The organism is Mycobacterium sp. 1274761.0 (assembly GCF_001668615.1).
In the GTDB taxonomy this organism is placed as follows: Bacteria; Actinomycetota; Actinomycetes; order Mycobacteriales; family Mycobacteriaceae; genus Mycobacterium.
In genome coordinates this window covers 171408-196478 of sequence record NZ_LZMC01000038.1, presented here as the reverse complement: position 1 = coordinate 196478, position 25071 = coordinate 171408, and the positions used below count along the sequence as shown (strand labels likewise).

At 66.9% G+C, this 25071-nt stretch carries 25 protein-coding genes; 14 read left to right on the top strand and 11 right to left on the bottom strand.

All coding sequences use genetic code 11. The features are described from left to right. The first annotated feature begins 5 nt into the window (after positions 1-5). From A5651_RS06915 to A5651_RS06900, 4 genes are all read left to right on the top strand, one after another. The gene (locus tag A5651_RS06915) at positions 6-1367 is read left to right on the top strand and encodes a cation:proton antiporter (RefSeq protein ID WP_066977214.1); all 1362 of its coding nucleotides are present in this window, start codon (positions 6-8) and stop codon (positions 1365-1367) included. 36 nt (positions 1368-1403) lie between these two features. Next, a complete protein-coding gene (locus A5651_RS06910) occupies positions 1404-2261 on the top strand; it encodes an acyl-CoA thioesterase II (RefSeq protein WP_066977210.1) in 858 nt (285 codons plus the stop codon). Between the two features lie 292 nt (positions 2262-2553). Beyond that, positions 2554-3534 carry a methylenetetrahydrofolate reductase C-terminal domain-containing protein gene (locus A5651_RS06905; RefSeq protein WP_255361790.1) on the top strand — a complete coding sequence of 327 codons (981 nt, stop codon included), beginning with the start codon at positions 2554-2556 and terminating at the stop codon, positions 3532-3534. Beyond that, positions 3531-4286, top strand: coding sequence for a class I SAM-dependent methyltransferase (locus A5651_RS06900; RefSeq protein WP_066977204.1), 756 nt, complete (start codon positions 3531-3533; stop codon positions 4284-4286). Before A5651_RS06905 ends, A5651_RS06900 begins: the two co-directional genes overlap by 4 nt. 15 nt (positions 4287-4301) lie before the next feature. Here A5651_RS06900 and A5651_RS06895 read toward each other — a convergent pair whose 3' ends face one another. Together A5651_RS06895 and A5651_RS06890 are read right to left on the bottom strand one after the other, a co-directional pair. After that, positions 4302-5075, bottom strand: coding sequence for an enoyl-CoA hydratase/isomerase family protein (locus tag A5651_RS06895; RefSeq protein ID WP_066977200.1), 774 nt, complete (start codon positions 5073-5075; stop codon positions 4302-4304). A 36-nt stretch (positions 5076-5111) separates the two neighbouring features. Beyond that, entirely contained in the window at positions 5112-5579 is a 468-nt protein-coding gene (locus A5651_RS06890; RefSeq protein ID WP_066977347.1) for a hypothetical protein, read from the bottom strand. A gap of 244 nt (positions 5580-5823) precedes the next feature. On the opposite strand from A5651_RS06890, the gene A5651_RS06885 reads away from it, so the two are divergent. From A5651_RS06885 to A5651_RS06870, 4 genes are read left to right on the top strand one after another with little or no spacing between them, the layout of a single operon-like run. Next, positions 5824-6048, top strand: a complete 225-nt coding sequence (locus A5651_RS06885) for a hypothetical protein (protein WP_066977198.1) — start codon at positions 5824-5826, stop codon at positions 6046-6048. A gap of 10 nt (positions 6049-6058) precedes the next feature. Continuing rightward, a complete protein-coding gene (locus A5651_RS06880; RefSeq protein WP_066977195.1) occupies positions 6059-6673 on the top strand; it encodes a TenA family protein in 615 nt (204 codons plus the stop codon). After that, positions 6663-7100 carry a thioesterase family protein gene (locus A5651_RS06875; RefSeq protein WP_066977192.1) on the top strand — a complete coding sequence of 146 codons (438 nt, stop codon included), beginning with the start codon at positions 6663-6665 and terminating at the stop codon, positions 7098-7100. The genes A5651_RS06880 and A5651_RS06875 overlap by 11 nt, the downstream gene beginning before the upstream one ends. After that, the gene (locus tag A5651_RS06870) at positions 7097-9265 is read left to right on the top strand and encodes a glycoside hydrolase family 3 C-terminal domain-containing protein (protein WP_066977188.1); all 2169 of its coding nucleotides are present in this window, start codon (positions 7097-7099) and stop codon (positions 9263-9265) included. Before A5651_RS06875 ends, A5651_RS06870 begins: the two co-directional genes overlap by 4 nt. Here the strand turns inward: A5651_RS06870 and A5651_RS06865 are convergent. From A5651_RS06865 to A5651_RS06855, 3 genes are all read right to left on the bottom strand, one after another. Then, a complete protein-coding gene (locus A5651_RS06865; protein ID WP_066977185.1) occupies positions 9262-9582 on the bottom strand; it encodes an ANTAR domain-containing protein in 321 nt (106 codons plus the stop codon). The genes A5651_RS06870 and A5651_RS06865 overlap by 4 nt on opposite strands. Positions 9583-9676: 94 nt before the next feature. Further along, positions 9677-11485, bottom strand: coding sequence for a glycoside hydrolase family 15 protein (locus A5651_RS06860; protein WP_066977182.1), 1809 nt, complete (start codon positions 11483-11485; stop codon positions 9677-9679). Positions 11486-11488: 3 nt separating this feature from the next. Then, positions 11489-12547: a glucose 1-dehydrogenase gene (locus A5651_RS06855; protein WP_066977178.1), complete on the bottom strand. Its 1059-nt coding sequence runs from the start codon at positions 12545-12547 to the stop codon at positions 11489-11491. 77 nt (positions 12548-12624) lie between these two features. Here A5651_RS06855 and A5651_RS06850 point away from each other — a divergent pair, with 77 nt between their 5' ends. Then, entirely contained in the window at positions 12625-13101 is a 477-nt protein-coding gene (locus A5651_RS06850) for a MarR family winged helix-turn-helix transcriptional regulator (RefSeq protein WP_066977175.1), read from the top strand. A gap of 31 nt (positions 13102-13132) precedes the next feature. Beyond that, entirely contained in the window at positions 13133-13852 is a 720-nt protein-coding gene (locus tag A5651_RS06845; protein ID WP_066977172.1) for a CoA pyrophosphatase, read from the top strand. Here A5651_RS06845 and helR read toward each other — a convergent pair. Then, positions 13815-16043 (bottom strand): RNA polymerase recycling motor ATPase HelR, encoded by a 2229-nt coding sequence (helR, locus tag A5651_RS06840; RefSeq protein WP_066977169.1) that lies wholly within the window; start codon positions 16041-16043, stop codon positions 13815-13817. The genes A5651_RS06845 and helR overlap by 38 nt on opposite strands. A gap of 213 nt (positions 16044-16256) precedes the next feature. On the opposite strand from helR, the gene A5651_RS06835 reads away from it, so the two are divergent. Together A5651_RS06835 and A5651_RS06830 are read left to right on the top strand one after the other, a co-directional pair. Next, positions 16257-17432, top strand: coding sequence for an acyl-CoA dehydrogenase family protein (locus A5651_RS06835; protein ID WP_066977166.1), 1176 nt, complete (start codon positions 16257-16259; stop codon positions 17430-17432). 7 nt (positions 17433-17439) lie between these two features. Further along, positions 17440-18543 (top strand): acyl-CoA dehydrogenase family protein, encoded by a 1104-nt coding sequence (locus A5651_RS06830; RefSeq protein WP_066977162.1) that lies wholly within the window; start codon positions 17440-17442, stop codon positions 18541-18543. A gap of 3 nt (positions 18544-18546) precedes the next feature. Here the strand turns inward: A5651_RS06830 and A5651_RS06825 are convergent, their stop codons facing one another. The 3 genes from A5651_RS06825 to A5651_RS06815 are packed head-to-tail and all read right to left on the bottom strand — an operon-like array spanning position 18547 to position 20886. Then, entirely contained in the window at positions 18547-19434 is an 888-nt protein-coding gene (locus A5651_RS06825) for a sucrase ferredoxin (protein ID WP_066977159.1), read from the bottom strand. After that, on the bottom strand, positions 19431-20630 hold the full coding sequence (locus A5651_RS06820; protein ID WP_066977344.1) for a cupin domain-containing protein: 1200 nt from the start codon (positions 20628-20630) through the stop codon (positions 19431-19433). Before A5651_RS06820 ends, A5651_RS06825 begins: the two co-directional genes overlap by 4 nt. A 10-nt stretch (positions 20631-20640) precedes the next feature. Then, positions 20641-20886 carry a BatC protein gene (locus A5651_RS06815; protein WP_066977156.1) on the bottom strand — a complete coding sequence of 82 codons (246 nt, stop codon included), beginning with the start codon at positions 20884-20886 and terminating at the stop codon, positions 20641-20643. A gap of 418 nt (positions 20887-21304) precedes the next feature. Here A5651_RS06815 and A5651_RS06810 point away from each other — a divergent pair, with 418 nt between their 5' ends. Next, the gene (locus A5651_RS06810; RefSeq protein WP_066977153.1) at positions 21305-22384 is read left to right on the top strand and encodes a spore photoproduct lyase family protein; all 1080 of its coding nucleotides are present in this window, start codon (positions 21305-21307) and stop codon (positions 22382-22384) included. On the opposite strand, the gene A5651_RS06805 is transcribed toward A5651_RS06810, so the two are convergent. After that, a complete protein-coding gene (locus A5651_RS06805) occupies positions 22372-23328 on the bottom strand; it encodes a DNA polymerase domain-containing protein (protein WP_066977137.1) in 957 nt (318 codons plus the stop codon). The two genes, A5651_RS06810 and A5651_RS06805, sit on opposite strands and share 13 nt — an antisense overlap. Before the next feature lie 13 nt (positions 23329-23341). After that, positions 23342-23794 (bottom strand): MarR family winged helix-turn-helix transcriptional regulator, encoded by a 453-nt coding sequence (locus tag A5651_RS06800; RefSeq protein WP_082943620.1) that lies wholly within the window; start codon positions 23792-23794, stop codon positions 23342-23344. Positions 23795-23849: 55 nt separating this feature from the next. On the opposite strand from A5651_RS06800, the gene A5651_RS06795 reads away from it, so the two are divergent. Further along, complete coding sequence (locus tag A5651_RS06795) at positions 23850-25064, top strand: multidrug effflux MFS transporter (protein ID WP_066977340.1); 1215 nt, start codon at positions 23850-23852, stop codon at positions 25062-25064. The last annotated feature ends 7 nt before the right edge of the window (positions 25065-25071 follow it).

Below are 25071 nucleotides of genomic sequence, written 5' to 3'. Positions count from 1 at the left end.
TTCCGATGCCCTCGTTGCTCGCGATCACCTACCACTTCTTCCTGCAGATCGCGGTCATCCTGGTGACCTACCGGCTGCTGTGGCCGCTGTTCCGGCGGCTGGCCCAGGTACAGGTGATCGCGATGATGGTGGCCGGATTCCTCCTCGGCCCTTCGGGTCTCGGCTTATTGTGGCCCGCCGGACAGCGGTGGCTGTTTCCGACGAAGCTGACCATCGGTGCCGAAACCATCACGCATCCGAACCTCACGGCGATCTATGTCGTCGGCCAACTGGGACTCGTGCTCTACATGTTCCTGGTCGGCGCCTCGTTCAAGCTCGACATCCTCAGCGCCCACACCAGGCAGGCCGGGGTCACGTCGGCCGCCGGCGTCGGTGTCCCGCTGGTGCTCGGCGGCGTCGTGGGGTGGTGGATGGTCAGCCTCGGCGGCTACTTCACCGGTGAGGTCGTACCGTGGCAGGGCGGGTTGTTCGTCGCCGCGGCCGTCGCCATCACCGCGTTCCCCATGCTGGCCTGGATCATCTACGAGTCCGGGCTGCTCGACACGCGCCTGGGGACGATGTCGCTGTCCTGCGCCGCGGTCGACGATGCGTGCTCGTGGGTTCTGCTGGCGACGGTTGTGGCCACGGCGAAGGGCACCCTGTTCGGCGCGTTCCTTGCCGTCGGGGGCGGGCTGGCCTACCTGCTGTTCATGGTGTACGCGGGGCGGCCCCTGCTTCGCAGGCTCGAGACGTGGACGCCGCCGCGTGCCGAGGTTGAACGCACCGGCGGTCTGCCGATCGCGCACACCAGCGTCGTGCTCCTCGTGGTGTTGACCGCCAGCTGGTTCACCGACGCGGTCGGAATCTATTCAGTGTTCGGCGCTTTCGTGGCCGGAGCCGTCATGCCGCGCGGCGCCTTGCTCGACGCGATCCGACAGCGGTTCGAACCGCTGGTCGCTTATCTACTGCTGCCCGCGTTCTTCATCTATTCGGGGTTGAATACGCGGCTCGATTTGATCTTCGACGGTGCCACCCTGTTCATGGCGGGGCTAGTGCTCGTCGTGTCGTTCGCCGCCAAGTTCGGCGCGGTCGGGCTGGCGGCGCGCTGGCAGGGAATGAGCTGGTATGAGGCCAGCTCGATGGGCGCCCTGGCCAATGCCCGCGGTTTGATGGAGCTGATTCTGCTGAACATCGGGTTCGAGCAGGGCCTCATCTCCGCCCGGCTTTACACGATCTTGGCGCTGATGACGATCGTCACCACCTTCGTCGCCACGCCGCTGCAGCGGCTGTTCGAACGTCGTCTCGAGAAGACGGGCTCGAAGTTCGGGCCGGCCGGCGAAGAACCGCACGACCGCGCGCCGCAGGCGCCGTCCGCGCTCGGCGCGTGATTTTTCCGCTCGGCCGACCGCGGGCATGATGCCACGGTGACTTACCGCTCGCCGTCGCTAACTGACATCATCGCCACCCTGGACGTGGATCGCCGCGACGACCACCACTTCGTCGCCACCCAGCTCGACAATCCCGCGCACCACATCGTCGGCGGCCACATCGCCGGGCAGGCGCTCATGGCGGCCAGCCGGACCGCGCCGGGCCGGTCGCCACACAGCGTGCACGTCTACTACGTGCGGGCCGGTGACGCCCGGTTTCCTGTCGACCTGCACGTCGACCCGGCGCGCGACGGCGGCACGTTGTCCACCCGTCAGGTGACGGCCCGCCAGGACGGCCAGATCCTTCTCGAGGCACTGGTGTCGTTGAGCGAGCGGGTTGAGTCGCTCGATTACCAGATGCCCGAGCCCGACGTTCCCGATCCGGACTCGCTGCAGCCCGTGCAGGAGCAATTAGCTTGTTACGCAGACGAATTGGACGGCCACTGGGTGCGTCCGCAACCGTTCGAGCGGCGTTACGTCGACGCGCCGCCGCGGCTGGCACTGGACCTGCCGGAGCCCTCTCCGCGCCTGCGCATGTGGTGGCGGCCCGCCGAGCCCGTTACCGGCGACGAAGTGCTGCACAGCTGCTTGCTTGCCTATCTCACGGGCACGAGCATGGTCGAGGCTGCGCTCGGGATGCGGCGCGCGACACCGGTCAGCACCTTCAATGCGCTGATCGACCATGCGCTGTGGTTTCACCGGCCAGTGGATCTGTCGGATTGGGTGCTCTCCGACCAGTTCTCGCCGAGCGGCATTGCCGGCCGCGGGTTGACCACCTCGACGCTGTACAACCGCGCCGGGCAGCTGGTCTGCATCGCCACCCAGGAGCTCTACTTCGGCCGCGGTGCCACTTGATTCGCGGGTGAGCCGACGGTCACTCCTGCGACGCGTCCTCCTCATCGGTCGTCGGCAGCGCCTCGGCTCCGGGAGTGGCCGGAGTGGTCAGCACTTCGTCGGATTCCTTGGCGGGTTCCTGCGATGTCATCGTTGTCTTCCTCTCGAGTCCGGGGCACCGCCATGACAATTTTGCGGTAATCCGTAACGGCGTCATCCGTCACGTACCCGCATGTCCGTCCGCGCAATCGTGCGTGGGTCGCCCGCGTCGCGGGTACATGCCTGCGAACACCGAGACGAGAGAGGCGTGCGATTGTCAACGGACCGCGGATGTCCCAAGCGGATGCGCCACGGGCCCTGCGGTGGCGTCCGTCCCGACGGGCAGTGTGAGATGCGTCCGGGGCCCTGTGCGTTTCCCGACGTGGTGCCGTGGTCGGGGCCCGAGGCGCACGGCCGGGCGGCTCAGGCGCCGCTGGTGCTCGCTGACTTCAGCTGCACTCCGTTCGACGCTGCCGACGCGGTGGCCACCGCGAGCATCCTCGCACCGTCAGCTGACGCTGTGCTCGTCGGCGAACACCAGAACCGGCCCGACTTCCCGCCCACTCTCATGGGCGGTCTGCTGCTCGAGGCGGGCGTGTCGCCGTGGATCACGTTGTCCTGCCGGGACCGCAATCGCGTCGTTCTCGAGCAGGAGTTGCGCGGGCTGCGCAGCCTCGGCGTACAGACAGTGCTGTGCGTCACCGGCGACGGGCGCGGCTACGATGTGCGCCCCGATGTCACCCAAACCTTCGACCTCGACGGCCCGCGGCTGGTGTCACTCGCCGCATCGCTCGGCATGGTGGCGGCAGCTCCCGAAACGCCAACCGCGCCACCGGTATTCGCGCGACCACAGCGACTCTTCGAGAAGCAGCGTGCAGGTGCCAGCTTGGCGGTGCTCAACCATGTGCCCGCTCCGGAGATGATCGCCGACTTCATGTCGCGGGCGCGATCGTTGGGATTGTCGATACCGGTGATCGCGGGGGTCGCGGTGTTCACCGACATAGTCTCGGCGTCCGTTCTGCAGGGGTTGCCCGGGTTGGAACTCGACAAGGCAGTGGTCGAGCACGTGCTCGACGCCGCCGACCCGGTCGCAGCCGGAATCGCCGCCGCGGTGGCGGAAGCGCGAACGCTGTTGTCGATCGACGGCGTGGCCGGTGTGAATCTCTCAGGACTGGCCTCCGGCTCCGGCACCCGAATCGGCGCTGAGATCAAGGCCGAAGTCGGGAACCGCATCAAGGACGAGGTAGCCGCATGACCGAACCGATGGACGCCGAGTTCGACACGGTGGCGGAATGGACAGCGGAAGTGGCCGTCGATCTCGGACCCGACTATTTCATCCCCGCGGGCTGCAGGGGCAGCGGTAGCCCCGCTGCGCTCGACTGGATCATCGACCAGTTGAACTTAGCGGCGTCGGACTCGCTGCTCGACTGCGGTGCCGGAGTCGGAGGCCCTGCGGCATATGCGGCGCAGGCAGTCGGCGTGGCGCCGGTACTCGTCGAACCCGAGGCAGGGGCCTGCCGCGCGGCCCGCCGGTTGTTTGGCTTCCCGGTGGTGCAGGCTGTCGCGTCCGCACTCCCCATCCGTGATGACTCGTTCGACGCCAGCTGGTCGTTGGGCGTGCTTTGCACCACGCCCCGGCAGCTGGAGCTGCTCACGGAGTTACGGCGAACTGTGCGTGCCCCGGGCAGAATTGCTCTGCTCGCGTTCGTCGCGCGCGAGCGGATCGGCCCAGAACAGCCCGAGGGCAACAATTTTCCCTCTCCAGATGGCTTAAGCGAGCTGATCGACAGGGCTGGGCTCCGGATCGACGCCTGGCGGAGCACAGCAGATCTGCCCGCCATCCCGCCGGAGTGGAACGAGCGCGTCGACGCCGTCACCGACGCCCTCGCCGAGCGTTACGGCGCGTCGCGGACATGGCAGCTGGCGCAACGCCAGAGCGACCAGATCGGTGATCTGCTAGCCGCTGGCGCACTGACCGGCGAGATGCTGCTGTTGCGGCGAGCCTGACCGATGGCATTGACTTCAGCGTCCGCGCCACCTGGGCGAGCGCTTGTCGCGCCAGGCCAGAATTCCTTCCGACACGTCCTCGGTAGCGGCGGCCACCTTGCGCATGGTCTCCCCGAACCGGACCGATTCGATCCAGCCCATGTCGGCCGTGCGCCAGGCGATCTCCTTGGTGGCGCGTTGGGCAAGCGGCGCCGCCGCGGTGAGCGTGCGCGCCCATGTCGACGCCTCCGACTGCAAGTCGTCAGGCTCGACCAACCGCCACACCAGACCGATCTCCTTGGCACGCTGCGCCGTCATGGGCTGGCCCGTTAACAGCAACTCCATCGCGTCGGCCCACCGCACACGTTCGGGCAACCGGATCGCGCCGACGACGGTGGGCATCCCGAGCGATACCTCCGGGAACGAGAACGTCGCGGCGGTGCTGGCGATGACGAAGTCGCAGAACAGGACTCCGGTCAGGCCATAGCCGATGCACGGTCCCTGCACGGCGGCGATCGTCGGCTTGAACAGCTCCATGCCGCTCTCGAACGAGTTGATCGTCGGCTTCTCCCAGAAGGTGCCACCGAAGGTGCCCACCGTTCCCTCGGAGTCCTTCAGGTCCCCGCCGGCGCAGAAAACGTCCCCGTTCGCGGTCAGGATCCCTACCCAGGCGTCCTCGTCGTCCCGGAAGCGTTCCCACGCCGCGTTGATGTCCTGACGGAGCGCGCCATTGATGGCATTGCGCGCCTCGGGACGGTTGAGGGTGATGGTGGCGACGTGATCGGCTAGCTCATAGGTGACCAGGCTCATGGCTGCACACTAGCCACGCCCGGGCACCGCCCGGGCTCAGTGAGCGACGGGTGTGCGCGATCTCGTCGCACGGACCCCGACGGGCTTGGCGGCTTGCGCGCGGCGCTGTTGACGGCGGCCCTCGCGAGCGATGCGGCGGTTGAGCACGCGGTCGTCGCGTTTGGTCAGCGAGCCGCTCCTGCGGACGAGCAGATCCAACTGGGTCCAGCTCAGCCCGTCGAGGTCGCCGTCGCTGTCATGGGTCGCGACGACGACGCAACCGCGCAGCAGCGGCACCGTCTTCGCGGTGAGGTTCGTGGTGGCCAACAGCAGTTCGGTCGCGGTGCGGTTGATCCCGCGCTGGCAAGGCTGGGTCGAGGGGCTGAACCAGAAGTCGAACTGCCGGTCAGCGCTGGTCAGGCATTGCAGCCCGCGGTCGCTGACCAGTTGTGCGACGTCGGCCTTGCTGTAGGCGCGGGTTTCATAGGCGGTGCCGTTGGGATGGAAGTAGAGGACAGTGTTCATCAATGTGGTCCATTCATCTCTTTCTTCGGTTTTGTGGCCAGTGGTGGCTACCTCCACCACTGTTACCGAAGTTACCCATGTGACAATTGAGACAAACCTGAATAACGATTGAGAAATTCCGGATTGAACGAAGGCCGCCGCGGCGGTAGTTGGGGACCGCCCCATCCAGGCCCGCTGACCTGGGCCGTTATCGTCACCTGGACAGGGTTGGATAACGTACGCGGGCGATAGAGGAGGTAGGTCCATGACGTCGAGCGGCGAGCGCCAGCAGGTGTCCCTGCTCGCGGAGGAGGCCGGTTGGCAGCACCGGGACGCCGATCGCAGCGACTATTACCTGCGTCGGCCCGAACGCGTGCACATCGTGTGGCAGGGCGACCAGGCCATCAGCGGTGGCGCGCTGTACCGCGACAACATCCTGATGTCGACGTCCAGGGAACTGGACACCGTCAAAGGCTGGCTGAAGCGCTGAGCGGGCGGCCGTGACGCTGTCTGACCGGCTGTGGTCGGACAACTCCGGTATGGCCGCCGACGCCCTTGCACATCCGTTCGTCGTCGGCATTGGCGACGGGTCTCTGCGGCGCGAGTTGTTCGCGGGCTACATCGCGCAGGACGCCTTCTTCCTCGAATCGTTCGCCCGCGCCTATGCATTGGCCCTGGCGCGTAGCCCGGACACCGCAACGCTGCTGACCCTGGCCGATCTGCTCACCGGCGTTCGGCAAGAGCTCGGCCTGCACGCCTCCTATGCCGCCGAGTGGGGGATCGACATGGCCGGGGTCCAACCGTGGCCCGCGACGCTGGCCTACACCGAATTCCTGTTGGCCACCGCCGCCACGCAAGAGCTGGGCGTGATCTATGCGGCCATGACCCCGTGCATGCGCTTGTACGCCTTCATCGGCGCGTCGCTGGACGCGGGGCGGGCCGGGCCGTACGCACAATGGGTGCAGACTTATGCCGATCCTGGATTCGCCGACATCGCTTCGTCCCTGGAACGGCTGCTGGACGATCAGGCCGACGACACGGCGCGCGTTCGCGACGCATACGGCAGGGCGATGCAACTCGAGTTGGGGTTCTTCGAGGCCGCCTATGCCCGCTGACCACCGCGCCGGGGACTACCGGTACTTCCTGCCGATCACCACGCGGTGGATGGACAACGACGTGTACGGCCACGTCAACAACGTCACCTACTACAGCTACTTCGACACTGTGGCCAACCACTTCCTGATCTCCGAAGGCGGCCTCGACATCCACGCCTCGCCGGTGATCGCACTGGTGGTGGAATCGCACTGCGCTTACCGCGCCCCAGTGGCCTACCCAGAGGCGCTGCGCGCCGGCCTGCGCGTCGACAAGCTGTCCCGCCGGTCGGTGACCTACGGAATCGGGGTCTTCACGGAGGCCGGCGACGAGGCGGTGGCCGCCGGGTATTTCGTGCACGTCTTCGTCGATCGGGAGAGCCGCAACGCGGTAGCGATTCCCGACCCGATACGAGAAGCGCTGTCACGCATCACCGTACCGGCGACATGAGCACCCAGGATCTGACGCTGACGCAACGGGCGGCGCTGATTAGCGGTGTGCGCTTCTGGTACACGAAAGCCATTGAAGAGCAAAACATTCCCTCCATCATGTTGACCGACGGGCCACACGGCGTACGCAAACACGGCGAGCGGGCAACCTGCTTTCCGCCCGCTGTCGGGCTCGGCTGTTCATGGGACGTCGACGTCGTCGAGCGCGTGGGTGCGGCGCTCGGCGCGGAGGCGGCGGCCAAGGATGTGGGCGTGCTGCTCGGACCGGGCATCAACATTAAGCGGTCGCCGTTGTGCGGCCGCAACTTCGAGTACTTCTCCGAAGATCCCGTCGTCTCAGGAGTTCTCGGGGCGGCGATGGTGGCGGGTATTCAGAGCAGAGGTGTCGGCGCGTCGGCCAAGCACTTCGCGGCCAACAACCAAGAGCGCGACCGCATGCGCGTCAGCGCCGACGTCGACGCGAGGCCGCTGCGCGAAATCTATCTGCGTGGCTTCGAACGCGTCGTAGAAGACGCCAGACCCTGGACCGTCATGTGCGCGTACAACCGCATCAACGGCATTGCGGCAGTGCATAATCCGTGGCTGCTGGCAACGGTGCTGCGAGACGAGTGGGGCTTCGACGGGGTGGTGGTGTCCGACTGGGGAGCGGTCGACGACAGCGTGGCGTCGCTGGCGGCCGGCGTAGACCTCGACATGCCAGGCTCCGAGGCCTCAACTCAGCGCATCGTTGCCGCCGTCGAGGACGGCATCCTTTCCGAGGAGCGCCTCGACACCGCCGCTGACCGGGTGCTCGCCCTGGTGCGCAAGGCTCAGAACCCGCCCACCGCCGCCGCCGCCGGCCGCGACGTCTTCGATGTCGACGCGCACCATGCGCTCGCACGGGAAGCGGCCGCCCGCTCCATCGTGGTGCTGAAGAACGTCGGCGCCGTCCTCCCGCTCGCCAAGGATGCCGGCATCGCCGTGGTCGGGGCGTTGGCGGTCGAACCGCGGTACCAAGGGGCGGGCTCGTCGCAGGTCACACCGACCCGCCTCGACACACCAATCGACGAAATACGGGCTGCGGCATCGGGAACCGTCACCTACACCGCGGGTCACACGACGGACGAGGCCGCCGCGGCCGCAGCCGCCGCCGACGTGGCCGTCGTCTTCGTCGGTTTGCCCGAGCAGGACGAGTCCGAGGGCTACGACCGTGACCACATCGACCTGCCCGCAGCGCAGCTGGCGCTTGTCGACGCCGTCGTCGAGGCGAACCCGAACACGGTCGTGGTGGTGTCGAACGGCGGTGTCGTTGCCTTGCCGTTCGCCGACACGGTGCCCGCGATCGTCGAAGGCTGGCTTCTGGGGCAGGCCGGCGGCGGCGCGATCGCCGATGTGCTGTTCGGCGACGTGAACCCATCGGGAAAGCTGACCGAGACGATTCCGCGCCGCCTGGCGGACACACCCGCCTACCTGGACTTCCCCGGCGAGTTCTCCCGCGTGCGCTACGGCGAGGGCATCTTCGTGGGGTACCGCTGGTACGACGCCCGCGACCTCGACGTGGCGTTCCCGTTCGGACACGGCCTGTCGTACACCACCTTCGGCTACCGCGATGCGGCGGCGACTGTTGGCGCCGACGGCGACATCACCGTTCGCGTCACCGTCACCAACACCGGTGCCGTCGCGGGTCGCGAGATCGTGCAGGCGTACACCGCGTTGCCCGACGGGGCGGTGCAGCGACCGCCGCGCGAGCTCAAGGCCTTCGCCTCGGTGGAGCTTGCGGCGGCGGAGAGCCGCGAGATCGTCTTGACCATCCGCCGAAAAGATCTCGCCTACTGGGATATTCGCGTCGATGCCTGGGTGGTCGAGGGTGGCCGCTACAGCGTCGAAATCGCCGCATCGAGCCGAGACATCCGGGCTACAGTGCACGTTGACGTCATCGGTGATGATGTCCGCCTGCCGTTGTCTCGGTCATCGTCAATCAGTGAGGTGCTCTCACACCCGGTCGCCGGACCCCTGCTGGCCGCGGCTCTGCCCGAGGGTGTCGCGGTGACACGCATGCTCGAGGACATTCCGATCGGCAAGATCAGCACGCTCGCCGCCGCGGCCGGGGTCGCGGTCGACCAGGACCGGATAGATGCGATGCTCGCAGCGGCCAATGCCGAGGGTTCGCCGCGGAATCCCGGTTAGCTGACGTTACTTTCGCTTGCCAAGTGTCGATGGAGGGCTACCAGAAATGCTGACGCTTCGTCGACATCGGCGCGGGGACCGCGACTCGTCCATAGCTGTACGACGTAGTGGGCGACCTCGCGCAACTTGATGTTGTTGGACTGCGACAGACACTTCAACACCTCGAAGGAGTGATCGGAGCTCAGGCCGAAAGCACCCATCAACATGCCTTTGGCCTGTTCGATCACAGCCTGGCTGGCAAGCTTGCATTCCAGCTGCCAAAGTTCGCGCCGAAGCTCGTCGTTCGAACATGGCGCAGCGGGAGGGTCGGCGAACACGGGCTTCTTCCTGGGGACTGCTGAGCGGCATCTATCTCCTTGGTACGCCGTTATTTGCTATACCGCAACTATTGCTACATACGAATAGGTGTGATCAGCCAGTCACGTACAGGTCCTGTTCTCGGACGTGTGCCGAGGTACCGGTGTGGTGACCGCTCAGTTGGCGTGCGCTATTGATGAGTCCGACGAGGCTGAAAGCCTGTGGAGTGTTACCCAATTGACGACCGGTCTCCGGATCGTATTCTTCACTGAGCATCCCGACGTCGTTGCGCAGATCGAGCAGACGCTCGAAAAGCGCGGTGGCCTGCTCACGCTGGCCGATGCCGTCGAGCGCATCGACTAACCAGAATGTGCACGCCAGGAAGGCGCCCTCGGCTCCGGGAAGCCCGTCGTCACTCGCCTGGGGGAGATACCGCAACAGCAGGCCACCCCAGCTGAGTTCCTCCTGGATGGCCTTCACGGTGGCGACAATGCGGGGATCTGTGTAGGGAAGGAACCCGACACGTGGCATCAGCAGCAGCGCCGCATCAAGGTCGTCGGAACCATAAGCTTGGGTGAAACATTCGCGGGACGTGCTGTATCCGTTTGAACAGATGTCGTGGTGGATCTTGGACCGGAGGGCCCGCCACTGATGCAGCGGTCCTGGCAGGTGTTGGTTCTCGACTGTGCGCACTGCGCGGTCGACGCCTGCCCACGCCATCACCTTGGAGTGCACGAATTGGCGCGCGGGACCTCGCATCTCCCACAGGCTGTAATCGGGTTGGTCCCAATGACTTTCCAGGAAGTCGAGTAGCGCGGCCTGGACATCCCAGGCTACCTCGTCGGTGGGCAACCCCGACTCTCTGGCCAGATGCAGGCCGTCGAGGACTTCTCCCCACACGTCGAGCTGAAGTTGAGCGGACGCGGCATTGCCGACGTGGACGGGACTCGAGTTCTCATATCCGGCGAGCCACGGCAGCTCCGATTCGGGCAGGCGGCGACGTCCGTCAAGGCCATACATGATCTGCAGGTCAGCGGGGTCACCAGCGACCGCGCGCACCAACCATTCTCGCCAGGCCCGCGCCTCGTCGACGAAGCCGGTGCCCAGCAGCGCCTGCAGCGTGAAGGTCGCGTCGCGCAGCCAACAGTATCGGTAGTCCCAATTGCGAGGACCGCCAAGTTGTTCGGGCAGTGACGTGGTCGCCGCGGCGAGTATCCCGCCGGTGGGTTGGTAGGTGAGCGCCTTCAGTAACAGCAACGCGCGGCGTACTTCTGGTTGCCACTGCCCGTCGTAGCGCAACTGTGACATCCACTCTCCCCACCACTGCTCGGTTTCACGGAGGGCTTTATCGGCGTCGACCGGGTCCGGCGGCGGCAGGTGTGACAGTTGATGGGTGAGCACGAAGGGAATCCGTTGCCCCTCGGCGACGATGAACTCGGCCACCGTGGTGAGGTGCTCGCCGTGCATGTCGACGGGGGTGCGCAGCCATACGGCATCGGGGCCTGCGATGGCCGAAAGACCGCCGTGGCGTCGCCGCACCCATGGCACGACGTGGCCATACTCGAACCGCAGCCGCAGCGTCATCGTCATCGGTACGCGGCCGCTGATTCCCTCCACGATGCGGACGACATCCGCCGCCTTGCCCCGGGGCGGCATGAAATCGATGATCCGCACGCTGCCGTCGCCGGTGACCCAATCAGTCTCCAGCACCAGCGAGTCGTCCCGGTAACGCCGACGGGTCGCCTGACCGCCACGCACCGGCGCCAGGCACCAGCTCCCTGCATCGGGTCCGCCCAGCAAGGCGGCAAAGCAGGCGGGCGAGTCGAACCGCGGCAGGCAGAGCCAGTCGATAGCGCCGTCGCGGCCGACGAGCGCGGCCGTGTGCAGATCACCCAGCAGTGCGTAGTCCTCGATCCCCGTCATGGTTCAGCGAGCGTCGTCGAGCGTGATCACGACCTTGACGTCGTCGGGCTGTGGCGAGAACGCCTCCTTCGCCCGGTGCAGCGGGACCCGCCGGCTGATCAGGCTCGCCAACCAGTCCTTGTCGGCCTCGCCCAACGCTTCGGCGGCCTGTCGGTAATGGCGCAGGTTGGCGTTCACCGAGCCGACCACTGCGTCGTTTTCCAGAACGAGTTCACGGTTGACAGCTCCGGCGTCGATTTTCAGCGCGCGTCCCTTGGGTGACACCCCGGTCAAGCAGACGATGCCGTAGGTCGCCGTGGCGGCAATGGCCCCGAACACCACCGGTCCCGCCCCCGTTGCCTCGATGACGACGTCCGGCTCGATTTGCGATGCGACGTCGTCGATGTCGTCATGGTGATAAGTCGCCCCGAGTGCTTTGACGATGCCCGGCTTGGGTCCGTCGGTGACCCGATCGAGGATGTGTGTCTCCAACCCCTGCTGCACGGCGAGCAGTCCCGCCAGCAGGCCGATCGGTCCCGCGCCGGTGATCAGCGCACGGCGGGGGTGAAAGTAGGCGCGTTCGCCCACCCGATTGACCTGCTCCCACGCCTTGGCGACCACGGTTGTCGGCTCCAGCAGCATGCCGACGTCCGCAAGGCGCGGATCCAGCCTCACCGCGTAATCGGTTTCGACGGTCCAGCGTTGGCTGCCGTAACCGTCGCGCTCTTTGATGCCACGCTCGGTGTAGCGGCCGTTGCGGCACATGTCGAACTCCCCGTGTGCGCAGGCTTCACAGGGAACCGGGTCGGGCCTGCGCACCACCCCCACCACCAGGTCGCCGTTCGTGAAGTCAGTGCCGTCCGGCGCGGCGGCCACCCGGCCCAGCGACTCATGGCCGAGGACCAACCGGTCCTTCCCCTGGGGGGCCCAGCCGTAAGAGCCTGCGGCGATCTCTTTGTCGGTGCCATAGACGCCGACCGCCAGCCCGTCGACCAAGAGCTCGTTCGGCTCGGCTTCCGGCTCGGCGATTTCCTCGACGCGGAGCGAATCTGTTTGTTCGGGGGCTACGGTCAGTGCTTGCATAAAACATTGACTTGCCGGTACGCATTAGTTGCAAACAACTAATCATTGCGCTTAGGCAACAATTAGAGGGGGCGGCGATGGCGAAGAACGACCGGGGCACCGTATCGGCTGAGCAGGTCGAAGCGGTCATGCGGGCGTCACGTGCGTTCGTCGGGATCACCGCGGCGTCGATCGCCGAGGTCGATGATGTCGTCACTGTGCCCCAGCTGCGGGTGATGATGATGATCGCGACCCGCGGCGCCATCAACCTTGCCACCGTCGCGGCGGGCTTGGAGGTCAGCCCGTCCAATGCCAGCCGCATCTGTGACCGGTTGATCAAGATCCAGATGGTCGACCGCCGTGAGGATCCCAGCGACCGCCGCAACATCACACTCAGCCTGACGTCCGAAGGGCAGGCTCTGATCGACCGGGTGATCCGTCACCGGCGCGCCGCGGTCCGCCGGATACTGCGGCAGATGACGCAGCGGCAGCGCGAGCAACTCAGCGCCGCACTGGACAACTTCGCGGCCGCCGCGGGCGAGCCGGAAGACCAGCACCGCCACGCCCTCGTCTGAACCCAGGGGCCCGTGTGCTTATGGTCGACGCGTGACGATTGCCTACGACACCGCCCTGCGCGACCGGATCCGCGCCAACTTGTCACGGCATGACCGCCGCAGCGTCACCGACCCGGACAAGCGGCACGCAGCTGTCGCCGTCGTGCTCGTTGACTCCGAGGCAGGGGACGACCGCGTCGACCCCGTGGACGTCGAAGGGTGGAACGAAGGTCGCGACGCCGGCTTGGCCGGCCTCGACGGCCGCATGGTCAATGTTGCCGGCGGTGCGGCTTTTCTGCTGTGCCGCAGGGCTACCCGGCTGTCATCGCACGCCGCTCAGTGGGCGCTGCCGGGCGGTCGGTTGGACGCGGGCGAGACCGCCGTCGACGCCGCGCTGCGCGAACTCGATGAGGAGGTCGGCATCCGACTGTCCGTCGACACTGTGCTCGGACTGCTCGACGACTACCCGACCCGGTCGGGCTACGTCATCACCCCGGTGGTGATGTGGGGCGGCGGCCGCCTCGATCCACGCCCCGCACCCGACGAGGTGTTGGCCGTCTACCGGGTCGGTTTGCATCAACTGCAACGCGAGGACTCGCCGCGCTTCATCACGATCCCGGAGAGCCCGCGGCCGGTTGTGCAGATTCCCCTGGGAAACGACCTGATTCATGCGCCCACGGGTGCGGTGCTGCTGCAGCTGCGGTGGCTCGGGTTGGAAGGCCGTCACGACCCGGTCAACGACTTGGAGCAACCCGTTTTCGCCTGGAAGTAGGTCCCTCTTCCGCGAGTCCCCTCAGCGCGCCCGGCAATGCAGCCACATGTAGCACGCCGAGCCGTTGCGTGGCGCGGGTCAGCGCGACGTACAGCTCGGCCGCACCCCGCGGCCCCTCGGCCAGAATCCGGTCGGGCTCCACCACCAGCACGGCGTCGAACTCCAACCCCTTCGTCTTTGACGGCGGGACCGTGCCGGGCACACCGCGCGGGCCGATCACCACGCTGGTGCCGTCGCGTTGCGCTTCGCTATCGACGAATTCCGCTATGGCAGAAGGTAATTCGCTGGCCGCGACGCGACGCGCCCACGGGTGCACACCCGTCGCGCGCACCGATTCGGGCGGCTGCACCCCCGGGGCGAACTCGGCAAGCAGCGCGGCGGCCACCGACATGATCTCGGCGGGGGTGCGGTAGTTCACCGACAGCGACCGGTACACCCAGCGGCCCGTCACGTACGGCTCCAGCATCGCCGCCCACGATGTCGCCCCGGCTACCGAGCGGCGCTGGGCGAGGTCACCGACCACCGTGAACGACCGGCTGGGGCAGCGCCGCATCAGCACCCGCCACTCCATTTCCGACAGCTCCTGAGCCTCGTCGACCACGACGTGCCGGTATGTCCAATCCCGATCTGCGGCAGCGCGTTCCGCCAGTTCGCGGGTGTCGCGTTCTTCGAAACGCTCGGCCAGGTCCTCGGCGTAGAGCAGGTCGGTGGCCAGCAGATGATCCTCGTCGGACATCAGATCCTCGCGGCTGACCATCATGTCGAGCACCCGGGCGGCGTATTCGGCTTCGGTCCGCCGCTGCTGCTCGGCGGAGGCGCCGACGGGTTTGTCGGGGCCCAGCAGGTCGATCAGTTCGTCGAGCAGCGGCACATCGGACACGGTCCAGGCGTCTCCCTCGGCCCGCCACAGCGCGGCATCGGCGCCCGCCGTGCGCAGCCGCTCGCGCGAGCTGTACAACGACGACAGCAGGTCGCCCGGCGTGAGCACCGGCCACAGCTCGTCCACCGCCGCGGGGAAATCCTTGTTGTCCGCGAGCTCTTCGAGGAGATCGCTGCGCAGCTCCTCCCACGCCTGGGCGTCGTCGCGGGTCAGCCACCCGCGCCCGATGCGCGCGATCGCCCGTTCGGTGAGCACATAGGTGACGATGTCGAGGAACACCGCCCGCGCCTCGTTGTGCGGGCGCCCGCTTGCCTGCGCCTCCTGGATCGCCCATTCGGCCGTTTCGGCGTCGATGCGCACCGTGACATCCGCCAGCTCGATCGGGATCGGCTGCCGCGGCACCCGCTGCCGGTCCGCGATCGCCGCCGCCAGCACGTCGAGCATCGCCAGCGAGCCCTTGACGCGCGCGGCCTCCGGAGTGTCTTCGGCGGTGACGTGCATCCCTGGCAGCAGGTCCCCGGTCGTCATGAACACCACGTCCGTCTCGCCGAGGGACGGCAGCACGCGGCCGATGTGGCGCAGGAACGCCGCGTTGGGCCCGACGACCAGCACGCCGTGGTTCTCGATGCGTCTGCGCTGGGTGTAGAGCAGGTATGCGACGCGGTGCAGCGCCACCACCGTCTTGCCGGTTCCGGGGCCGCCCTCGATCACCAGGACGCCGGGGTGGTCGAGCCGGATGATCTCGTCCTGCTCGGCCTGGATGGTGGCGACGATGTCGCGCATGCCGTCGCCGCGCGGCGCGTTGACCGCCGCGAGCAGCGCCGCGTCGCTTCCGCTGTCGGATTCGGCACCGTCCGGGCGGCCCAATACTTCGTCGGTGAAGTCGACCACGCGGCGGCCGCGGGTGAGGAACTGACGCCGCCGGCGCATGTCCTCGGAGTTGGCGCCGGTCGCGGTATAGAACGGCCGCGCCGCGGGTGCCCGCCAATCGATCAGCAGCGGTTCGTAGTCGTCGTCGGTGTCGAAGATGCCGATCCGGCCGATGTAGCGGCGTTCCCCGGATACGGTGTCCAGCCGGCCGAAGCACAACCCGTTGTCGGCGACGTCGAGCCGGCGCATCTCCCGCGCCAGCGCGCGTACCTCGGAATCCCGCTGCACGAGCGTCCCGCCGTCCTTGACGTCGATCGGGCTGGCCAACGCCGCAGCGTAGGCGTCGCGCACCCGGGCGCGCTCGGCGTCGAGCCGCGCGTACAGCCCGTCTGTATACCGCTGCTCCTCGCGGAGTTCGTCGCTGTGTTCGTGAGTCGTCACATGCCCCCAGATGCTGCGAGTTTTCGGTCAGGACGGTCGATTGTGCGGTATCACCCTGGCCTTGCCGCAAGCCCCGGGGTCCGCGGTAAATTGGAGTGGGAAGCGATCGGTACAGGACGGCGCGCTTCCGATCTTTGTTTTCCCACATGGATGCCCCGCGCACCGGGTACAGCGGTTTAGCTACGGTTGCAGCGCGAGAGAACGGGGTCGACCTTGAAATTGGCGCTGAGTGACGAAGATGTCGCATTTCGCGACGAGCTGCGTCGGATTTACACCACCGAGATACCCGCCGAGATCCGGGAGCGGGCGCGCGAAGGCGAGCTGAACTATCCCGACGACTTGGTGACCACCCAGCGGATTCTCAACTCCCACGGCCTGGCCGTGCCCAGCTGGCCGGTCGAATGGGGCGGTAAGGACTGGACGCCGCTGCAGCGCCAGATCTGGCTGGACGAGATGCAGCTGGCGGCCGTGCCGGAGCCGCTGCCGTTCAACGCCAAGATGGTCGGGCCGGTGATCGCCCAGTTCGGTTCCCAGGAACTCAAGGAGCGGTTCCTGCCGCCCACTGCGAACCTCGACATCTGGTGGTGTCAGGGCTTTTCCGAACCCGAGGCGGGATCGGATCTCGCGTCGCTGCGCACGGTCGCGGTCCGCGACGGCGACTCGTATGTGATCAACGGGCAGAAGACGTGGACGACTCTCGGTCAGTACGCCGACTGGATCTTCCTGCTGGCCCGGACCAATCCCGAGGCGCCCAAGAAGCAGGCGGGAATCTCGTTCCTGCTCGCCGAGATGTCGACGCCCGGGATCACGCTGCGGCCGATCAAGTTGATCGACGGCGGCTTCGAGGTCAACGAGGTGTTCTTCGAAGACGTCCGGGTACCCGCCGATCAGCTGGTCGGTGAGGAGAACCAAGGGTGGACGTATGCGAAGTTCCTGCTCGGCAACGAGCGCACCGGCATCGCCCGCATCGGCAACACCAAGCTGTGGATGTCCCAGGTCAAGCAGCGGGCAGCGCAGGTGCGGGTGAACGGGTCGACGCTGCTGGAGGATCCACTGTTCGCCGCCCGGGTCGCCGAGGTGGAAAACGAGCTGCTGGCGTTGGAGTTGACGCAGATGCGGGTCAGCGGATCGGAGGCCGACGGCAAGCCGAACCCGGCCTCGTCGATTCTGAAGCTGCGCGGCAGCCAGCTTCAGCAGGCGGCGACGGAGCTGTTCATCGAGGTCGCCGGGCCGGATGCGTTGCCGTTCGACGCGGCGGGCGAAATCGATGCGGCCCCATGGGCGCAGGAGGCCGCGCCGCGCTATCTGAACTACCGTAAGACGTCGATCTTCGGCGGCACCAACGAGATTCAGCGCAACATCATCGCGTCGACCATCTTGGGATTGTGAGGCGATCGTGGACTTTGACCTGACCGAGGAACAGCAGCTGCTGCGTGACGTCACCCGTGACGTGCTGACGCGCAATTACGACATCACCAAGTACAACGAGGTCACCAATGGTGAGCTGGGGTGGAGTCGCCAGGTGTGGGGCCAGTTGGCCGAGGTCGGCCTGCTGGGTCTGGGATTCGATCCGACGGAGGCGGGCCAGATCGAGATCATGGTCGTCATGACCGAGGTGGGTCGGCGGCTCGCGCCGGAGCCGGTGGCGCAGGCCGCGCTCATCCCGGGCAGTGTGATCGCAGAGCTGGGCACCGATGAGCAGAAGCAGCTTCTCGATGAGGTGGCCACCGGCGCCAAGCTGCTGGCGTTCGCCCACGACGAACCCGGCGTCCGGGTGACGACGACGGAGCTGGCCACCAAGGCTACCCAGAGCGGGGACACATGGACGCTGAGCGGCCGGAAAAGCCCTGTGCTGGCGGGAGATTCAGCCGACTCGATCGTGGTCACCGCCGCCCTCCCGGAGGGCGGGGTCGGCCTGTTCCTGGTGGACGCCGCGAAGACAACCCGCCATCCGTTCCGGACATTCGACGGCAGGCGCGGCGCCCAGCTAGACTTCGAGTCCACACCCGCCGAACCCCTCGGCGCGGGTGACGTCTCAGAAGCGCTCGCGCACACCGTCATTCGGTACCAGTCGGCGCTGTGCGCCGAGGCGGTCGGCGCGATGGAGCAGGCGCTGGAGTTGACCACTGCCTACCTAGGCGAGCGCAAGCAGTTCGGGGTTCCGCTAAAGACGTTTCAGACGCTCACTCAACGCTCGGCCGACATGTATGTGTCACTGGAACTGGCGCGCAGCATGAACTTCTATGCCGCGATGTCGATCGCCGACGGCCGGTTCGATCCGGTCGTCGCCGCCCGCGCCAAGCTGCAGATCGGCCGGTCCGGCCGCCACATCGCACAGGAGGCCATCCAACTGCACGGTGGTATCGGCATGACCGCCGAGTACCCGGTGGGGCACTACGCCGCTCGGATCACCGCTATCGACAACACCTTCGGCACCACCGACGACCAGCTGCGCCTGCTTGCCGGCCAGATCGGCTCATATGAAACGGTGTCGCTCTAGGTTTCAGGTCGACGTGATCGACACGAGCGTGAACGTGCGGACGCGGCCCAGCACCTGCGCATGACACTGCGACTGCAGCGGGTCTGACAACTGCTCGGCCAGAACGACCTCGATCGCCCCGGCCTCGGCATCGAGGACGACGCGGATCTGGCCGTCGCCGTGGTCCACGGTGGTCGGGTGCAACGCGTCGATCCGGTCGTCGCCGAACGCCTCGCGGGCAAAGTGCTGGGCGGCCTGCACGGCATGGGGTAGCGACGTACGGCCACGGAGGAACCTGTTGTCGAGCCTGCCCTCGAGGTACAGCCGGACGAGCTCAGCAGAGTCGGCGGAGTCCACCCGCCCGTAGCACAACCCCTCCGGTAGGACGAGCATGGTGGCCGCGAAGCGGTCACCGCCCAGATGTGAACATTCCCATGTGATTTCGGGGTATTGCGCCGCGATCGCGGTGCACGCGCTACGCCCGCGCACGGCGCAGCACTGGTCGTGTTTACCGTGCGCGCAGATCGCCACGACGGGATCGGTTGACAGCTCGCCGTCGGACCCGTCCAACGCCAGGTCGAGGTAGCCGCGCGGGTCGTCCACCTCTCCGGCATACAGCGCCTCGGCGCCGACGCTGGAATGTGCGACGAACCATCGCCAGCGCGGAGTGGCTTCGCGACGGCCATGCTTGCGGATGGCGGCGATGCGCATCTTCGCAGATTCGACCCGCCGCACGATGGCGCGGCCGAGCTGCGGATCGATGACCGACGGCGACTGTAGGAACGCCGAACGTCCCCAGCCGCCAGGCAATTCCAGCAGCATCCAGGAGAACCCTGCTGACGCGGTGCCGTACATCGTGTCACCGCGGGCCAGCGACTGGTCGCTGCACGGCACCGGCTTGCCAGTGGTCATCCGCTGACCGGTACGACGACGGCCTCTCGCAGCAGCCTGCGCAGCAGCACCGTTGCGTCGGCGTGATCGAGGCCCGGCAGCGAGGCGGCGTCAGCCACCAACCCGCGGTGCAGAGCGGCGACCGCCGCCGCGCACGACGACGGGAACGTCATGATCTTGCCGGGCAGCGTCAGCACGAGACGCTCATCCGCATGCTCGAGGGTGGCGATCAGCCCATGGCGCCACCGGACCGCCACGTCCTCGGCGTGCTCGGCGGCCGACAAGGATGCCAGGGGGCGGACCGCGACGGGCCGCGTCCGGTCCGCGTGGCGACGCAACAACGACGCCGCTGCGCCGTCACAGAGTTCGGCGGCGTCGTCACGCATGGAGGTCACCATCTCCGCCATCACCTTCGTCACGGTCGCGATGATCTCATCCTGATGGGGATCCATCGGCAGCGATTTGCGGTACTCCCCGACGGTCGCCAGCTGATCGACGACAGCGCGTGCGACGTCGAGACGTGTGACAGCCGAGACGCCGACCGTGAGATGGATCGATGTCGTGTCTACCGCCTGCGCCGAGTGCACCCAGCCGCGGGGCAGGTAGAGCGCGTCGCCCTCGGTGAGCACCGTGTCGATGACCGGGTCGTCGGTCACCCGCTCCTCGATCGCGGTGCGGTGTTGCGTCCACGGCTGCGACGCAACCGGGTGTTCGTGGACCGGCGCGTGCACGATCCACCGCTTACGGCCCGCGGTCTGCAGGATGAAGACGTCGTGCACGTCGTAGTGCGGATCGAAGCCGCGATTGGTTGGCGGGGTGATGTAGGCGTTGGTCTGCACCGGATGGCCGAGTTCGTCGACCGCCTGGCGCACGAAGTCGATCAGCGGCGGCCACAGCCGGTGCAGCCCCTGCAGCACAATCGTTGCGCCCGCGGCGAATTCGGCCAGTACCTTTGCCGAGTCCACCTGGTCGCCGATTTCCGCGCCGAAACCCGCCGGGCCCAGGTAGCAGTCTCTGGCCAGCAGGCTGCCTTCCTTGGCCAGCCGGATGAACGGCGCGCGCACCCCGCGTTCGGCGATCAGCTCGTCGACCATGTCGGCAGAGAGCAGGTCGCCGAAATCGCGGGGCAGCGCTGCTGATTCGCTGAGCAGCGGCCTGCGGCCCCAGTAGTCAGCGGCGAACGTCTGGGGATCGACGGCGACGCAGCGGCTCAGCACCGAGAAGCGGTCACGCGGTTCCGTCGGCACCGCCGTCGTGGCCTTGTGGGTTGGAGCCTCCGTCGGCGGGTCCTTCACCGCCCGCGGTTCCGTCGGCACCGCCGTCGTGGCCTTGTGGGTTGGAGCCTCCGTCCGCGGGTCCTTCACCGCCTGCGGTTCCGTCCGCACCGCCGTCGTGCCCTTCCGGGTTCGAGCCGCCGTCGGCAGGTCCTTCACCGCCGCCAGAGGTCGTGATGTCGTCGTCGTCGAGCGCCATGCTGCGATCCTTTCTCCTCGACTGTTCACGTGGGCACGGAGTTGCCGCGGAACGGACAAACGAAACGGATCCGCAGCCGACCACAACGTCAGCCTGAGCGGGCCGCCCTGCCATATATAGCCGCGACGGCGCTCTCAGCGCGACATTGTGTCAGCGCTCTGTGTCAGCGCTCTGTGTCAGCGCACTGTTTCGCTCTGAGAATCCCGGGTAACAACCTCAGCAGCGCCACAGCAGCCCGGCGCGAATAGACATCTCAGCCTGGGAAGGCGGCGCGAGATGCTCGATTTCATCTGCCCAACCTGCGGCCACTTCAGCCTCGAAGACGAGGTCTGCGCCTCGCACGCCAGCGCGGTATGCGAAGACCTCGTCGCCTGAGCGCTCGCGGAACAGTCGAGCATGATCATTCGTTGCTCGGCTCGTGAGTCTTGCCCACGACGTCTCCTCGCGGCTCTTAGACATCAAGCGGATTTATCACGAGCCTGATATCGACCGCTTTGCTCGTGCCCGCCAGGTGCTGGAACGATTTCCCAGCGCCGAGCGCATCGAAGTGCCCACCCATCAGACGCTCCCCGGACTCTATGGCAACCAGGGTAGCGTCGAGGACTGGGTGAGCAACAAGCGCGAAGTCCTCGTTCTCGGCGAGAAAAAAGCGTTGTCGGCGCGTCGCAATGAACGGTCCAGCGACTGGATCGCCCCGTCGACGGCCAACGGTTGCGCGATGGCTTGCTCCTACTGCTATGTGCCGCGCCGCAAGGGGTACGCGAACCCGATCACGGTCTTCGCCAACATCGACAAGATCGCGGGCTATTTGGAGCGCCACGCGGCCCGACAAGGCGTCAAGCCCGCCCCCAACCAATGCGATCCGGTGGACTGGGTGTACGACATCGGCGAGAACAGCGACTGCTCGGTCGACGCCATGGTGTCCGGCAACGTCGCCGACCTCGTCGCCCTTTTTGCACGACTGCCCAACGCGAAGGCCAGCTTCGCGACGAAGTTGGTGAACCCGCAACTGCTGACCTATGAGCCGAGGGGCGGCACCCGTATCCGGTTCAGCCTGATGCCGGCAATGACGTCACGGCTGGTCGACATCCGTACGTCGAAGGTCGCCGAACGGATCGCTGCGCTCGACGATTTCGTTGCAGCCGGCTACGAAGTGCACCTCAACTTCAGCCCGGTGATCGTTCACGAGGACTGGCTGAGAGATTGGGCAGAGCTGCTCGACCAGATCGCCGACGGAACCAACGAACGCACCAAGAGCCAACTCGCCGCCGAGATCATCTTTCTCACCCATAACGAGAGCCTGCACGAAGTCAACCTCGGCTGGCATCCCAAGGGTGAAGAGCTGCTGTGGCGACCCGACCTGCAGCAGCTCAAGCGCAGCCAGAGCGGACAGTGGAACGTCCGCTACAAAAGCCCTTGGAAGGGCAAGTGGGTGCAGCAGCTCACCAACCTCATCGCCGACCGGCTGCCGTCCTGTCGGATTCGCTACGCCTTCTGACGGTTGGCGCGGGCGCGTCGCTTGCCCTCGTGCATGGCCGCCACCCGCGCGACGGGGATGGTGCGCCCCTGTTCGATCAAGTCCGTTGGTAGCTGCTGTGGTTCGGGCATGAAGTCCGCCCACGGATCTGCTCCGCCCAGAGCGTCGATCGCGGTGTGCACGGTGAAATCGGAGGGGGTGATGCGATCGAGGTCCGACCAGGCCAGCGGGAACGACACCGGGGTGCCCGGACGCAATCGCGGACTGTAAGCGGCGACGACCGTGGCCCCGCCGGCGCGGGTGGCGTCGACGAATACCTTCCCGCCCCGATCGGAGACGATGAAGGCGGTGGTGGCGCGGTCGGGGTCGAGGGCTTCCGTCCTCGCCGCCAGTGCCCGGGTGGCGCCGGCGACATCCTCGACCGGATTGGAATCGTCAATGGGCACGAAGACGTGAATTCCCTTTGCGCCGCTGGTCTTTACCGCACCGGCCAGGCCGCAGTTCGACAGCGCCTCACGCACCAGGTGTGCGACGGCTACGACGTCGGCGAAGGCGCCGCCCGCGGGCGGGTCGAGGTCGAGGACCAGATGCGTGGGCCGGTAGATGTCGTCGGCCATGCCCAGCGCCGGGTGATACTCGACCGCTCGTTGGTTCGCGAACCACAGCAGGGTCCGGCGGTCGTCGCACAATGCGTAATGCACTTCCCGCTTGGATGCCTCCGCCCACAGCGGCACCGTCTTCACCCAATCCGGCGTGTATTTCGGGACGTTCTTCTGCATGAACGGGTCCTGGCCGCGCAGCACGCGAAGCACCGTCAACGGCCTACCCGCGAGCCCGGGCAGTATTCGGTCGGCGACCGCGTCGAGATAGTCCACCAGGTCGCGCTTGGTGGCGCCGGCCCGTGGGCTCAGCGGTTGGTCGAGGTTGGTCAGCTTTACCCCGTCGCGCTGCTCTTCGGCGGCCACGTCTTGACCCTAGTCACGTCATCGCGGCGAGCCTGCGGAACAGCGGCGCGGCCTTCACCAGCAGTGCGACCTCATCGTCGGTCATCCCGTCGAGCTGCCTGCGCACACCGTCAACCCACACCGACTCGATCATCTTCTTGTGCCTGCTCGCCTTGTCGGTGAGCCGCAGGCGAGTCGACCGGCGGTCGTGGGCATCGGGTAGCCGGTCGATGAGACCGCGGTCGACGAGGCGGCGCACGGTCGTGCTGACGTTGCTGGCCTGCAGCCCGAGAACCCGGGCCACATCGGACACCGTGCTCGACGGGTTGTCGGCGACCGTCCGAATCACCTCGAACTCCGAGTGCGGCAGCGGTTCCAGACCCACCTGCCGCTCACCGAAGCGGCGCAGCGACCACACCAGCGTGCGCGTGGTCTCGGCGATGTCGCGTATCTCACGCATGGTTGCGGGTACCCGGACGGGGGCCATGTCGATAGAGTAGCTCTAAATATAGCTATAAATTTATAACTGTCTGAGGATGTGGATGACTGACGTACGCGCGGCCCGGCCCGAGACTGCGACCCCCACCGCCATACCGCTGAGCTGGCTGGCGGTCTTGGCGCTGCTGACGGCGGTCGCCCCGCTCTCGATCGACATGTACCTGCCCGCATTCCCGGCGATGGCCACCGAGTTCGGCACGTCCGCATCGGCGATCCAGCTGACGCTGACGACGTTCATGATCGGGCTGGCGCTCGGACAGCTGGTCATCGGTCCGCTGTCGGACCGCTTCGGACGGCGACCCCTGATGCTGGCAGGCACGCTGGTGTGCATCGGCGCCGGAGCGGCCTGCGCGCTCGCGCCGACCATCGGGCTGCTCACCGCCTTCCGCTTCGTGCAGGGCTTCAGCGGCGCGGCCGGTGTGGTCCTCAGCCGCGCCGTAATCTCCGACCGGGCCCACGGTGCGAGGGCGGCCCGCTACTTCAGCATCATGATGATCATCAACGGGGCGGCTCCGGTGGTCGCGCCCTTGCTCGGCGGTTCGCTGATCGGCCCCATCGGGTGGCGCGGCGTCTTCTGGATCCTCGCCGGGCTCGCGGCGGCGATGTTTCTCGGGGTGAGCTTCGTGCTGGCCGAGACGCATCCGGCCGAGCACCGCACCACCGGCGGTCTCGGCGCGATGGTGCGCGAAGCGGCGTCGGTGTTCCGCAACCGCCGCTACGTCGGGTACACGTGCGCGTTCGCGTTCGGCTTCACGGTCATGTTCTCCTACATCGCCGCGTCACCCTTTGTGCTGCAGAACGTCCTCGGCCTGTCGAGAATCACGTACTCATTTGCCTTCGCCGCCAACGCCGTTGGTCTCGTCGCGATGAACGCCGTCAACGCCAGGATCGTCGCCCGCTTCGGCCAGCGGCCGCTGTTGCACCTCGGCGTCAGCCTGTTGGTGTTGTTCTCGGCGCTGCTGGTCGTCGACGCCGTGCTCGGCCCGGTGCTCTGGGCGACGCTGGTTCTGCTGTGGTGTGCCGTCACCAGCCTTGGGCTTGTCGTCGCCAACGCGACGGCGCTCGCGCTCGACGAAGTCCGCCACGTCGCCGGCAGCGGTTCGGCCGTACTGGGCGCCCTGCAATTCGGCATGGCCGCGGTCGTCGCACCGCTGGTGGGCATCGCCGGCGACCACACCGCGCTGCCGATGGCTATCGCAATGGTGACCAGCGCGCTGATTGCGGCGTCGGCCCTTGTGCTGCTGACGCGCGAGCGCTGACATTCCG

Excerpts from the sequence above, each read along its gene's own strand:
- A5651_RS06855 (WP_066977178.1), bottom strand. The coding sequence starts at position 12,547 with ATGCAAGCACTGACCGTAGCCCCCGAACAAACAGATTCGCTCCGCGTC.
- A5651_RS06875 (WP_066977192.1), top strand. The coding sequence starts at position 6,663 with ATGCCCGCTGACCACCGCGCCGGGGACTACCGGTACTTCCTGCCGATC.
- A5651_RS06870 (WP_066977188.1), top strand. The coding sequence starts at position 7,097 with ATGAGCACCCAGGATCTGACGCTGACGCAACGGGCGGCGCTGATTAGC.
- A5651_RS06915 (WP_066977214.1), top strand. The coding sequence starts at position 6 with ATGCCCTCGTTGCTCGCGATCACCTACCACTTCTTCCTGCAGATCGCG.
- A5651_RS06815 (WP_066977156.1), bottom strand. The coding sequence starts at position 20,886 with ATGGCGCTCGACGACGACGACATCACGACCTCTGGCGGCGGTGAAGGA.
- A5651_RS06885 (WP_066977198.1), top strand. The coding sequence starts at position 5,824 with ATGACGTCGAGCGGCGAGCGCCAGCAGGTGTCCCTGCTCGCGGAGGAG.
- A5651_RS06795 (WP_066977340.1), top strand. The coding sequence starts at position 23,850 with ATGACTGACGTACGCGCGGCCCGGCCCGAGACTGCGACCCCCACCGCC.
- A5651_RS06800 (WP_082943620.1), bottom strand. The coding sequence starts at position 23,794 with ATGGCCCCCGTCCGGGTACCCGCAACCATGCGTGAGATACGCGACATC.
- A5651_RS06895 (WP_066977200.1), bottom strand. The coding sequence starts at position 5,075 with ATGAGCCTGGTCACCTATGAGCTAGCCGATCACGTCGCCACCATCACC.
- A5651_RS06860 (WP_066977182.1), bottom strand. The coding sequence starts at position 11,485 with ATGACGGGGATCGAGGACTACGCACTGCTGGGTGATCTGCACACGGCC.
- A5651_RS06890 (WP_066977347.1), bottom strand. The coding sequence starts at position 5,579 with ATGAACACTGTCCTCTACTTCCATCCCAACGGCACCGCCTATGAAACC.
- A5651_RS06825 (WP_066977159.1), bottom strand. The coding sequence starts at position 19,434 with ATGACCACTGGCAAGCCGGTGCCGTGCAGCGACCAGTCGCTGGCCCGC.
- A5651_RS06900 (WP_066977204.1), top strand. The coding sequence starts at position 3,531 with ATGACCGAACCGATGGACGCCGAGTTCGACACGGTGGCGGAATGGACA.
- A5651_RS06850 (WP_066977175.1), top strand. The coding sequence starts at position 12,625 with ATGGCGAAGAACGACCGGGGCACCGTATCGGCTGAGCAGGTCGAAGCG.